The organism is Fusibacter sp. (genome assembly GCF_057447755.1).
The window spans coordinates 20,527-31,435 of sequence record NZ_JBVBZF010000009.1 but is presented as its reverse complement, the minus strand read 5'-3'; the positions used below and the strand labels follow the sequence as shown (position 1 = coordinate 31,435).

22 protein-coding genes are annotated in these 10,909 nt (G+C 37.2%); 16 read left to right on the top strand and 6 right to left on the bottom strand.

The annotated features are described in order from the left end of the window. Positions 1-288: 288 nt before the first annotated feature. The 16 genes from AC220I_RS04685 (at position 289) to AC220I_RS04610 (ending at position 6,517) form a co-directional block, all read left to right on the top strand. Positions 289-675: a phage protein NinX family protein gene (locus tag AC220I_RS04685; protein ID WP_486722668.1), complete on the top strand. Its 387-nt coding sequence runs from the start codon at positions 289-291 to the stop codon at positions 673-675. Beyond that, the gene (locus AC220I_RS04680; RefSeq protein WP_486722667.1) at positions 668-916 is read left to right on the top strand and encodes a hypothetical protein; all 249 of its coding nucleotides are present in this window, start codon (positions 668-670) and stop codon (positions 914-916) included. Before AC220I_RS04685 ends, AC220I_RS04680 begins: the two co-directional genes overlap by 8 nt. Further along, positions 913-1,038 (top strand): hypothetical protein, encoded by a 126-nt coding sequence (locus AC220I_RS04675; RefSeq protein WP_486722666.1) that lies wholly within the window; start codon positions 913-915, stop codon positions 1,036-1,038. The genes AC220I_RS04680 and AC220I_RS04675 overlap by 4 nt, the downstream gene beginning before the upstream one ends. A gap of 76 nt (positions 1,039-1,114) precedes the next feature. After that, complete coding sequence (locus AC220I_RS04670; protein ID WP_486722665.1) at positions 1,115-1,435, top strand: hypothetical protein; 321 nt, start codon at positions 1,115-1,117, stop codon at positions 1,433-1,435. Further along, positions 1,428-1,610 (top strand): hypothetical protein, encoded by a 183-nt coding sequence (locus AC220I_RS04665; RefSeq protein WP_486722664.1) that lies wholly within the window; start codon positions 1,428-1,430, stop codon positions 1,608-1,610. Before AC220I_RS04670 ends, AC220I_RS04665 begins: the two co-directional genes overlap by 8 nt. Beyond that, a complete protein-coding gene (locus AC220I_RS04660; RefSeq protein ID WP_486722663.1) occupies positions 1,600-2,205 on the top strand; it encodes an ERF family protein in 606 nt (201 codons plus the stop codon). The genes AC220I_RS04665 and AC220I_RS04660 overlap by 11 nt, the downstream gene beginning before the upstream one ends. Before the next feature lie 10 nt (positions 2,206-2,215). Next, complete coding sequence (gene ssb, locus AC220I_RS04655; RefSeq protein WP_486722662.1) at positions 2,216-2,674, top strand: single-stranded DNA-binding protein; 459 nt, start codon at positions 2,216-2,218, stop codon at positions 2,672-2,674. A gap of 73 nt (positions 2,675-2,747) precedes the next feature. Next, a complete protein-coding gene (locus tag AC220I_RS04650; RefSeq protein ID WP_486722661.1) occupies positions 2,748-3,119 on the top strand; it encodes a YopX family protein in 372 nt (123 codons plus the stop codon). After that, on the top strand, positions 3,116-3,268 hold the full coding sequence (locus tag AC220I_RS04645; RefSeq protein WP_486722660.1) for a hypothetical protein: 153 nt from the start codon (positions 3,116-3,118) through the stop codon (positions 3,266-3,268). Before AC220I_RS04650 ends, AC220I_RS04645 begins: the two co-directional genes overlap by 4 nt. Position 3,269: 1 nt before the next feature. Beyond that, positions 3,270-3,455 carry a hypothetical protein gene (locus AC220I_RS04640; protein WP_486722659.1) on the top strand — a complete coding sequence of 62 codons (186 nt, stop codon included), beginning with the start codon at positions 3,270-3,272 and terminating at the stop codon, positions 3,453-3,455. Then, positions 3,452-4,042, top strand: a complete 591-nt coding sequence (locus AC220I_RS04635) for a hypothetical protein (protein ID WP_486722658.1) — start codon at positions 3,452-3,454, stop codon at positions 4,040-4,042. Before AC220I_RS04640 ends, AC220I_RS04635 begins: the two co-directional genes overlap by 4 nt. Beyond that, a complete protein-coding gene (locus AC220I_RS04630; RefSeq protein WP_486722657.1) occupies positions 4,039-4,233 on the top strand; it encodes a hypothetical protein in 195 nt (64 codons plus the stop codon). Before AC220I_RS04635 ends, AC220I_RS04630 begins: the two co-directional genes overlap by 4 nt. 7 nt (positions 4,234-4,240) lie before the next feature. Then, a complete protein-coding gene (locus tag AC220I_RS04625) occupies positions 4,241-4,606 on the top strand; it encodes a YopX family protein (protein WP_486722656.1) in 366 nt (121 codons plus the stop codon). Positions 4,607-4,793: 187 nt separating this feature from the next. Beyond that, positions 4,794-4,976, top strand: coding sequence for a hypothetical protein (locus tag AC220I_RS04620; RefSeq protein ID WP_486722655.1), 183 nt, complete (start codon positions 4,794-4,796; stop codon positions 4,974-4,976). Between the two features lie 29 nt (positions 4,977-5,005). Continuing rightward, a complete protein-coding gene (locus AC220I_RS04615) occupies positions 5,006-5,317 on the top strand; it encodes a hypothetical protein (RefSeq protein WP_486722654.1) in 312 nt (103 codons plus the stop codon). 42 nt (positions 5,318-5,359) lie between these two features. Continuing rightward, positions 5,360-6,517 (top strand): helix-turn-helix transcriptional regulator, encoded by a 1,158-nt coding sequence (locus tag AC220I_RS04610; RefSeq protein WP_486722653.1) that lies wholly within the window; start codon positions 5,360-5,362, stop codon positions 6,515-6,517. On the opposite strand, the gene AC220I_RS04605 is transcribed toward AC220I_RS04610, so the two are convergent. From AC220I_RS04605 to AC220I_RS04580, 6 genes are all read right to left on the bottom strand, one after another. Next, on the bottom strand, positions 6,514-6,771 hold the full coding sequence (locus AC220I_RS04605) for a hypothetical protein (protein WP_486722652.1): 258 nt from the start codon (positions 6,769-6,771) through the stop codon (positions 6,514-6,516). The two genes, AC220I_RS04610 and AC220I_RS04605, sit on opposite strands and share 4 nt — an antisense overlap. Then, positions 6,768-7,238, bottom strand: coding sequence for a hypothetical protein (locus AC220I_RS04600; RefSeq protein WP_486722651.1), 471 nt, complete (start codon positions 7,236-7,238; stop codon positions 6,768-6,770). The genes AC220I_RS04605 and AC220I_RS04600 overlap by 4 nt, the downstream gene beginning before the upstream one ends. A 105-nt stretch (positions 7,239-7,343) precedes the next feature. Further along, entirely contained in the window at positions 7,344-7,706 is a 363-nt protein-coding gene (locus tag AC220I_RS04595; RefSeq protein WP_486722650.1) for a hypothetical protein, read from the bottom strand. Between the two features lie 68 nt (positions 7,707-7,774). Continuing rightward, positions 7,775-8,266 carry a hypothetical protein gene (locus AC220I_RS04590; RefSeq protein WP_486722649.1) on the bottom strand — a complete coding sequence of 164 codons (492 nt, stop codon included), beginning with the start codon at positions 8,264-8,266 and terminating at the stop codon, positions 7,775-7,777. 196 nt (positions 8,267-8,462) lie between these two features. Continuing rightward, entirely contained in the window at positions 8,463-8,825 is a 363-nt protein-coding gene (locus AC220I_RS04585; RefSeq protein WP_486722648.1) for a M15 family metallopeptidase, read from the bottom strand. Then, positions 8,812-10,716 (bottom strand): hypothetical protein, encoded by a 1,905-nt coding sequence (locus tag AC220I_RS04580; RefSeq protein WP_486722647.1) that lies wholly within the window; start codon positions 10,714-10,716, stop codon positions 8,812-8,814. Before AC220I_RS04580 ends, AC220I_RS04585 begins: the two co-directional genes overlap by 14 nt. Between the last annotated feature and the right edge of the window lie 193 nt (positions 10,717-10,909).

The window sequence follows — 10,909 nt, the reverse complement described above, 5'->3', positions numbered from 1 at the left end:
CTTGTGCGCCTCAAGAATTAACGAAGCTACAATTGATTGCTTGGTTGCAACTGGACTTCCTTCTGCCTTTCTTTTCTTAGACAGCTCAGAAAGCTTTTCATCTACTTGGTCTGTAAGCTTTACCTGTTTCATTTCTACTCCTTTGGTTAATTTCAACTAAAGTATATACAATTTAATTTAAACGGTCAACTTATTTTAGTTACACAATTAATAATAATTTAACTAAAAAATGGTTGCAACATAGTTTTATATGTGCATAATTGAAAGTGAACTAATTGGAGAATTGAAATGGTTTATACGAAAGAACAATTGGAAAAAATGAGCGATCATGAGGTTAATTTGGCAGTTGTTAAGAAAATTAATTTTAAGTTTTTTGAAGAATGCAAAAATCCACATTTTTCATGGGTTGAATTTGTTCCTGAATATTATGTTGATGAAGACGATAATTTCTCATTTGAAGACTATGGATCAATGGATCAGGTATTTAGATTTGACCCATGCTCAAACTGGAACGACGTAATGCCGATTGCTGAGAAATATGGAATTGGAGTGATGGCTGACCTTGGAAACGCTTGGGTTGAAGATTCAGAAGAATTTCATACAGAGCAATACTGCGAGAATCCACGACGAGCAATCTGCGAAGTTTTATTGATGATGGAGATAAACAATGATTGAAGACAAACTAAACCTATTTGACGACTCAAAACAATTCGACTTCGAGTACAACGGAATTACATTTAAGGGACGTGTATGGATTTCGCATCTAGGAACGCCAAACTGGACTGATTGCGAGATTTTAGATACTGCGGTTTGTGGAAGCTGTGAAGTCGACGTTAAGCAAGTGTTTGCGTATAACTTTATTGATGAAGTTAGAACGCAGGCGTTTTTGCATTATCAGAAGGAGATTAATAAATGACAATGGCATTAATTGGATTTGCTTGTTTTGTTATTGGGTTTGTTTTTGGTGCATCTATTGGCTCGGTCATAACATTGCATCTAACTGCTGTAAATGAAGTGGACGAACACGAAAACTTATAGCGGTCATAAAATATTTTGATTGGCAATATGTCGATAAGTTTTTGATAATGTATTTGAATTAAATGGAGATGGAAAGATGCACAAAACACTATACGGTAATCATGAAAACAGAATAGCAGACGATAGTCAGTGGGATGACGATCAAGGATTGCGGCAGGAAAATATTCTTGATAGCGATCGCAAGTCAGAACTAATCGACATCCACACACAAGACATTGACGACATGCTTGCTGAATTAATGGAAAATCATCCTGACCAAGCGTTAGAGGTTTTGAAGATTGCATTATATCCAGGATATGTGAGTGAAGAACTGTTTCTAAAGCGTCACTGGTTCTTGCGTGAGTTTATTCCAGAGCAGTGCGAAAAGTTGGCAGAAAAGGAGAAGGAAGATGAATGAAGATGAAAAGCTAAGTCTAAAGAAAGAAATGTCAGACAGAATGTGTGACGAAGGATATTATGGGCTTGCAGGTGAGGTATCTGAATTGTTAATTCAGGCCGCATATAGCGGATGGGACAAGTCAGAGACCGACAAGTTAGACGCACTATTAAAGGAGATTATTAATGAGCATTGAAGTTAAATTGACTGCTATACAGTCAGAACTTAAAGCACCAAAGTCGCAGAGAAACAATTTCGGTAACTACAACTATCGAAATCTTGAAGACATTATGGAGGCGGTTAAGCCGCTTCTATCAGAAAATAACTGCAACATTACTATTACAGATGATATTGTTGAAGTTTCTGAGCGGGTATACGTTAAGGCGACGGTTACAATTACATGTAACGAGACAAAAGAATTTAAATCAGTTTCAGCATTTGCTAGAGAGCCATTCGATAAGAAAGGTAACGATCAATCACAAGTTACTGGTGCCGCGTCATCATACGCACGCAAATACGCCTGTAATGGGTTATTTGCAATTGATGATACCAAAGATGCAGATTCACAGGATAATACGCAGGGTGACGTTCAGGTTAAGCCAAAGAACACATTTAAGACCAAAGCCTTACGAAACGGGTATATTTCAAATATTGTTAACGGAATTGCTGCAAACGAGCCTACTGTCATCAAGGAGTTGTGGATGGAGTTAAGTAGAGAACAGCAACAAGATATATGGGGTGATTTCGGAACACAACAACAAACATTTATTCGTGAATCATTAAAGAGTTAAGGAGAATCATATGCTAGCTAAGATTAACGGCCTATTTAGGCTAACAAGAGACATTACACTTGAATATACAGCATCAGGAATGGCAGTTGCGAAAATTGGATTAGCGTGTTCTGAAAAGTATAAAGACAAAGAAGTAAGATTATTTCTTGACGCAACGGCATTTTCCAAAACAGCAGAGATTTTATCACAATACGCAGGAACGAAAGGAACACAGATTTATCTATCTGGAAAGTTAGTTACTGACTCATGGGATGATAAAAATACTGGTGAGAAGCGATATAAGACAACTATGACAATTGAAGGGTTTGATTTTGTTAGCGGACAGAACACAGGAGCACAACCAGCACAGCAACAGCAGGAGAATCCACAACAGGCACAGAATAACGCGGCTAATAACTTTCAACGGCCACAGCAGCAACCCGCTTACGCGCCTAATGATTTTGACCAAGATGATGACGTTCCCTTCTGATGTCATAAAAAACTTTGATTATACAAACCGTCTAATGGCGGTTATTATTTAATTGAATTAAGGAGATATGGAAATGAGAGAAATTAAGTTTAGAGCGTGGGATGGCGAATTTATTAGATATGATGTTACTGGATTTGAGCATGGTAAAGACAATGAAATGTCTGGGGTTTTTATTGACGGTGATTATTATGCAATAATTGGATTTGGAAACGTTGATGCACATCCAGATGCTGTTGTAATGCAATTTACAGGACTGCACGACAAGAATGGTAAAGAGATTTATGAAGGTGATATTTTAGAAAGCCCATATTTTATACCAAATTTTTCAATTGAATATGATAATGATAATGCTGCATTTACATCACTTGGATTACCATCTGAATGGAAAGAATGTATTGTTTTAGGAAACATCTACGAAAATCCTGAGTTATTGGAGAAATCATGAAAACAGCATTTTTAACACGCGCAGACTGTATCGGGATGGATATTTTCGATTTGGAAAAGTTCCTTGCGAAAGAGCATGGATTCAATCCAGATAAGAAAATTTCAATTATCCGACTAAAAACTGGCATTCAATTTACACAAGAAGATTAATATGAGTTACAAGATTAAACCTGGTACTAGATCAAGAACAGCGAAGTTCACATGCGAACAGGTTAATGAGATTCGCAATAAGAAAGCAAGTGGAGCCGGTGACGACGAACTAATGAAAGAGTACAATCTTTCAAAGTCGGCACTTGTCAGAATGGTAAAACGAATTACATACGGAGACTGCAAATGAAACCAATAATGATTACACTGAATCAAATAAAATCACATAACCCATGTAAAGATGGTTGGTCAAAAGTACTTAAAGCAAATGGTGGTACTAATGCAGATATGGATAAGCCATTCCCAGTTTCGTCGATTCTTGAGTCAAATGATTTTGATGATACTATCTGGGCACTACAATGCTTGCCAGAGTACGATTATCTGTGGAGAAAGTTTGCATGGTGGTGTGCCTCAAGCGTGTCGTACCTAGCAAACGATGAACGAGTGGATTCTTGTTTAACTACAGTATGGAACTATTCGGAAGGTAATGCAACGCAAGAAGATTTATGTGCTGCTAGGGCTGCTGCTTGGGATGCTGCTAGGGCTGCTGCTAGGGCTGCTGCTTGGGATGCTGCTTGGGATGCTGCTTGGGCTGCTGCTTGGGATGCTGCTTGGGATGCTGCTTGGGCTGCTGCTTGGGCTGCTGCTTGGGATGCTGCTAGGGCTGCTGCTTGGGATGCTGCTAGGGCTGCTGCTAGGGCTGCTGCTTGGGATGCTGCTAGGGATGCTCAGAAACAAAAATTAAAAGCAATTTTAGACTCAGGAGAATTTAAATGAACCATGCAGACAAGTTAGACAATGCAACCGAACTCGCTGAAAGAGAGCGTGCGCATGCAGAGAAGAACTTTAAGCGGCCAAATCATGGATTACTTCCGACAGGTTTGTGCCATTGGTGTGAAGAAGAACTAGACAACGAACACGATATTTTTTGTTGCGAAAAGTGTAAGGTTCGTTGGAGCAATCAATAGGTGATTTATGAACAGAGAAATTAAGTTTAGAGCGCACACAAAATCTGGAATTTTTATTGTTCCTTCTAATGATTGTACATTATTGTTATCTGATACAGGACATAAAATTGGAATATGGTGTTCTGACGGATTACTTGATGAAATAGATATAGATAGACTAGATTCATTTACTGGTCTAGTCGATAAGAATGGGACAGATATTTATGAAGGTGACATTACATCTGAAAATGAAATTGTTGGACTTGTATATTATGATGAAAATGAGTGCTGTTTTGCAGGAAGTTCAATTTATGAAGACGAGCATGATTCTTGGTTATCCTCAACATGTGAAGTAATTGGGAATGTATACGAAAATCCTGAGTTATTAAAATAAGGTGATTTATGCGCATCTTTATCTATTGGAACGGACGGCATAATAAATCAGACAGGGATTGTATGTTTGCACCTGATGAGCCAATTAACTTTAGGTCAGGTTTCTTTCGTCGGTCACTGTTAGAAAGATTTCGTCGCACAGTTTCGGATAGATGCGTTATTTTAGGTTTGATAATTGGAGATAAGAAGTGAATGCAAGTGATATAGTAATTGGAGATGAATATAAAATCATTTTTAAAGATAAGTATTCAGGCAGGATTGCTAAGGCGGTAAAAGTTTCACTAATGGGTGATGTTACATTAAAATTTAAAAATGGCAGGGAAGTTTTATATCATGCATGCTGGTTGCAAAAAGATATTGACAAAAAATAATTTTATGCATTCAAATAGGAGCAAATGAAATGCAATTCTTTGAGGAGTATAATAAAAATTCGTTCCAGCATAAAATTGAAAGCGTGCTGGATTTAGTCAATGAATTTACAAAAACAGAAAAAGGTACAGATATGACATTTAATGATTTTCCAAATCAGGCACAAGAGATTGTATATAAACTATTCAGCAAATCGAAATCAGAGAATGAATTGATAGGATTGCTTGATTCGAATAATGGATTAAAAGAAATCTTCGGAACAGGTGTTAATGGATATGTTAAAGAAGTCGATGCAATCATGCGCTTCTACCGTTGGTATCAAAAACATGAACTTGCAGCGTAATTAATGGGGCAAAAGCTCCTTTTTAGTATCTGGAGATAAGATATGTATGAGCATTTATTAGAAGTATGTGTTACCGAAAAGCAAAGTAGACTTATTGAGTTACTTATTTCTGGTTTATCTCAAAATCAAGCTGCCAAAAAATTAGGAGTAAGCAAGAGAAGCGTAGAGAGAATGGTTAAAACCGTAAGGACTCGCGCAGAGGCTTATGGAAAAACAAGCCATTTTCTTAAAGATATAAACATACCGGAAAGAATGCTTGTCAAAAAGACATCTACATACACAAAAACTGAAGATGGTGGTCAATGGACAATTGCTGAGGCTAGCGATCAGTCAATAATTGAGTTAATGGAAACAATCGTAGATTCATTAAAAGAAGAAATTCCAGTTTATAATTCTGAAAAAAAATGTAAAACATTTGGAAATGAAGATTTATTAAATCTATATATCATAACAGACTATCATCTTGGAATGATTGCATGGCAAGACCAAACGGGAGATGAAGATTGGTGTACTGAGAAAGCAGAGCGTGTTTTATATGAATGGTTCGATAAAGCAATAGAGCAATCACCAAAAGCGAAACAGTGCATATTTCTTGAGCTAGGAGATTTTACTCATGCAGACAATCAGACTGGAACAACTCCTAGATCAGGAAACGTATTGGATGTAGATGTCCCTATCAATCTAATCGCTAAAGTAGCAGTACGATCAATAAACACAATCATCCGAATGCTCGAAAAGAAATACGATAACGTACACGTGATAATGGCAGATGGAAACCATAACGAAACAACTTCAAAAATCCTATCTGCAGCATTCGAAATGCACTATTCCGAAACTCCACACATAACAATAGATTCAAGCGCAGATTCTTATTTCTGCTATGAATTTGGGAATGTCTCTTTATTTGCTCACCACGGGCATAAATGCAAAATTAGTGGCATAAGTCAGGTATATGCATCAAAATTCCGTGAAGTGTTCGGTAGGACTAAATATAGCTATGCTCATAGTGGGCACTATCACCATGATGAAATGAAAGAAGATAATCTAATGAGAAAAGAGCAGCATAGAACCCTATCGGCGAAAGACAATCATGCGGCAGGAGGCGGATACAACAGCGGAAGAGATGCCAAAGTGATTACTTACCATAAAGAATATGGAGAAGTAGGAAGGATTACAATAAGCAGGGAGATGCTAGATTAATCTTTCTCTTTTAGTTTCGCTTCAAACATATCTCTTTCCATTCGGAGACGTTCTTTTTCGGCTCCAATCTTCAAGATGTTTGCGTAAATCAAAATTACTGATAGCACGATACCAACCACAGTAGCTAGTTTACCAATATCGTCTGGTATAAGGTCTAACCAGCTACTTATGCCCGTCCCCACTGTCGATGTCGCTATTGCCGTCCCTATTTTTGGATTGCATGATAACTGATTGATTGCCTCTTTCACGCTCACGCCTCGCCCTCTCTTTTACGTATATGGACGTTGCCTGGGTTATTATTGATACGAAAACCAGAATACCAGCGATCCAACGAATGACCTCCCACATCTTTCTTATCTCTTCCTATAAGTTTGAAAAATGCCCATCCGTAAATAACAACGAATGCCGCGTTATAAAGTGTAGGAGGTATCCATAACATCCACATAATCCATCCAATAGTATTGGTTATCATTGACACAAATGAAATATTAATTAACGACCATACAAGTTCACTTTCGCTTTTCATGTAATGAAGCATTGTGATAACAATCAAATCAAACAGACCTGCTGTACCATAGTAAACAAGACCAGTCTGGTTTGATAGTGTCCACTCATGAATCATGATTGCAAATACAAAAATACTGGACGCAATGAATCTATCTTTATTCGGTTGAACTAATAGAGCTGTAAGCATCAAATAGAGCAATACTGTGATAGCCATACTAATCATTAGGCATTTCTCGTCTTCCCTCGACCGCCTGCTGCAATAACAGTGCGTTTCTTTGGAGACTTCTTAACTTGTTTCTTCTTTGGTGTTGATTTCATTTTATTCCAACCATTCAATTTTTAAGGCATCAATGTAAGCAATGCAAACATTATCTAAAAGAGTGCCAAGTACTGGATTTTTCATTGTTAATGCATCTCTATTTTGCATCAAATAATCTAAATCATTTTCAAGCAAAACTTTCATGTTACCAGTAAATTTTTTTGGCTTAATAATCGGGTAACCTAGTTTTGTCCCAGTCAGTGTTTTGTATGACTCAATAAAATGATCCGATGTACTTATTAGCTTTTCATAGAATTCTCCAATTAAAATATGCTGGTATCCACTTTTGTTAGGCATATTTAAATGAAATAAATGCGCCATATCTCGAGTAGAAAACATTCTTGAAATAAACTCATCCATCATAGTTCCTTATAAGGTTTACATTTCGTTTATGCCTTTAAATTTTATCAAATAAAAGACTTTGTCAACAGCTATTCTTCGTTAATTCGCTTTAAATCGTTATATCTTTTTAGAAGTGAATTAAATTTAATCGCACACTCATTACATTCACCACCTACTTCAATAACGCCTTTTGTAGCTTCTCTTGAAAGTTCGGCTCGATTGGTTGGTTTAGTTCCGGTGGAAGATTTGGAATCTTGCACTTCTGCACCACAACTTCCCGCTTTGGTTGACACGAACACCCGCTTAGTGCCAGAATCGACGCTAGAAAGCAGATTATCAATAATGGTTTCATTGTCCATTTTCTCCTTAAAATAAGAGTCACTTTCGGCATCGGCGGCCGCTTGCATTTGCTTTTCTTTATTTGACTGTCGGATTTGATCGGCAATCATTGCCTGCGTATAGGAAAGTTTTATGTCAGCCACCTGCTTTTCATATCCCTTTTTAGTGTAATCATGCGACCACCAACCAGACAATGCAGATGCACTTATAATGGCTGCTATAAACCAATAAATTTGTGTCATACGTCATCCTTTGGAGTTGTCCAGTAATCAACCCCTAGCCATCCGGCAGATGCAAGCTGGAATCCATTCATTGCGTTAATAAATGCATCTGGCTTTATTCCAACATAATCCATATAATAGGCTATACCCAATAGCATCAAATTAACTGCTATTATTAGCTTCCTAACTTGCCATCTGCGCTCTGACTTTAGATTAATCACATATAACCTTTATATTCAAAGCTAAAATGGTTTGCGTCACCGCTTTTAAAATCACCACCCCATCTTGCAAGCGGGTGAAGTTCTTTCCAGTAATCACCTAGCATTTTAAACACCGGGTGATTTCCATTGGTAATATATTCACCATCAATTATAAGATTCAAATCAACTGCAAGTCTTTTCTTATGAACACTAAAAGCAGATGAATAAAGTTTTTTTATGCCCCAAGCGCCAAAGGCGCGCTTATCTCTATTCGCATCTCCCCATGTCAATTTATAACCAAATGAATCGGCATATAAAATTAACTTGGCAATGCATACTGCATGTTGCGCCTGAATGTCAGACAATTTATATTGTTCCATCATGCAGAAACTTATAAGTAATACCATTTATTTCAAGACCAACATATTGAGTTCCAGCTCCAGCCGAACCAGCACCTCCAGAAAGATTTTTAGAGAATGGAGTTCCATTTCTAGTTGTGTCGGACATGTCTTTATTCGGATTACTGCTATAATTCCCATCGAATTGGCGGAAAGTAGCATTGCCATCGGTAGCATTACCAATCATCAAAGATTGTTCATTTGCTTTAAATCCAGTAACGAGTGTTGGCGTAACTTTATCATCCGTCGCAACATTTCCGACCAAGGTATGCCTAATCATTCCAGCAATGATTCCAAAATTGAAGCCTGTTCCATTTCCGCCGTTTGCTAAATTTCCAACCGCTACAGTTTCACCATCATCAACATGAGGGCGATAGCCATTTGCGCACTCATCAGAAATATTACCAACTACTGTATATCTCGCACCAGTTCTATACCCATGATTGGCCGCATCTTTACCAACATTTCCAATAAGAGCAACTTTTTCAGAACCCAATGTACCTTGATAAGAATAATCTGCGGATGCGGAATCAGCAACATTTAATCCAACAACAGCATATTTTGTAGCTTGAATGTTGAATGATGTATTAGAAGCGCCAGAAGAAACATTAGCCGCAACAACAGAATAATTGGCTTCATAAGGCGCAGAATGACCAACGGTAACGCCATAAGCTCCACCAACTGTCAAATTACCCAATGCTACAGAATATTTATCATTAAAACTAAATGATGATGTTACTGTATTTGCAGGAGAATAAGTTGTGCAAGCAAGATAAATGTTTCTTGTGCCGTCATTTGTCTCAATTAGAGATTTATTCGTTGTCGCACTTTCTGTTGTAACACTTACGTAAGTACAGTCATCGTCACCAAATGTCTGCATGGCAATACCGCCAACCGTGGATACATCAATATTTCTATATCTGCATCGACTATTATTCAGAGACCTGATAGGAGCAAGTGGATACCTGTCAACAGGATAATCAATAATATCAAAATCGGCAAATAAACAATTTGTGTTATTTTGAGACAAAATAATGTTGTTATCATAAGTGGTGAAAGTTACTTCAATTTCTCCGCCAATAAATTTAAATCTATCTTTTCCATCACAAACTAATGCACCAGTTTTTGTTGCAGCAGGAATGTCAGAATCAATAACAACTCTACCAAAATTTCTAAATGTAAGTTTATTTACCGCATTAACTTGATCTCTTATAACCAAGTTATCATAATTATCAATAAATTTTCCCAATCCAGCATAAACATTAAATACATGTTGAAGGATATATGATGAATCAGCATCATTTCGACTGCCAAAATCTACTAAATTAATTGCAAATGAAGATGTTTTTCTCCTAAATACACCAGTTCCAGTTCCGGCCGTAAACCATGTTGCAAGCTGTGTTTGATTTGTCCAGTCAGTCGGAAACGTAATGTCTGGATCAATAATAGTTCCACCATTATGAGTTGCTTTGTCACCTGTCGAATCCCATACGAATACACCTCCCCCGCCTTCGACATCAGAATGATAGTTTAATAATGTTACAACTGCAAAGCTTCCGCTTAATGCAACCAAATCTGACATACTAGCAACATTATATGAACCGGTATCTCCACTTACTGGGTCCGCAGTCCATACCTCTACATCTAAGGAAGTTTTTAATATTACCTTGTATGCACCAGACATAAATATGTCACCGAATCTTCCAGCAGAATCAGCAACAACTGGATTGCTATTGGCAGTTGTCAACGCAACATCTGAGTAAGTATCTTTAGGAGTGCTTGTTCCTGATGCATAAAAATATAACTTTGCGCCACTTAATGGAGCTCCATTTGCATCTATTTCAAACTGATTTGGTATAATAAATCGTGACACTATTAATTCCTCTTATGGGAAGCTATATGAATTTAATTCAAAAATTTATTGTTTATTTAATGTTCTTAGCAATTTTATCTATCCTTTTAATCTCATTCCTATTTGCAGAATGGAAAGGATTTGTGATCGTATTGCTTACTACTCTTTATTTTGAGGCTTGGCATTGGCTGATGTATGGCAAATCAATGTCAAA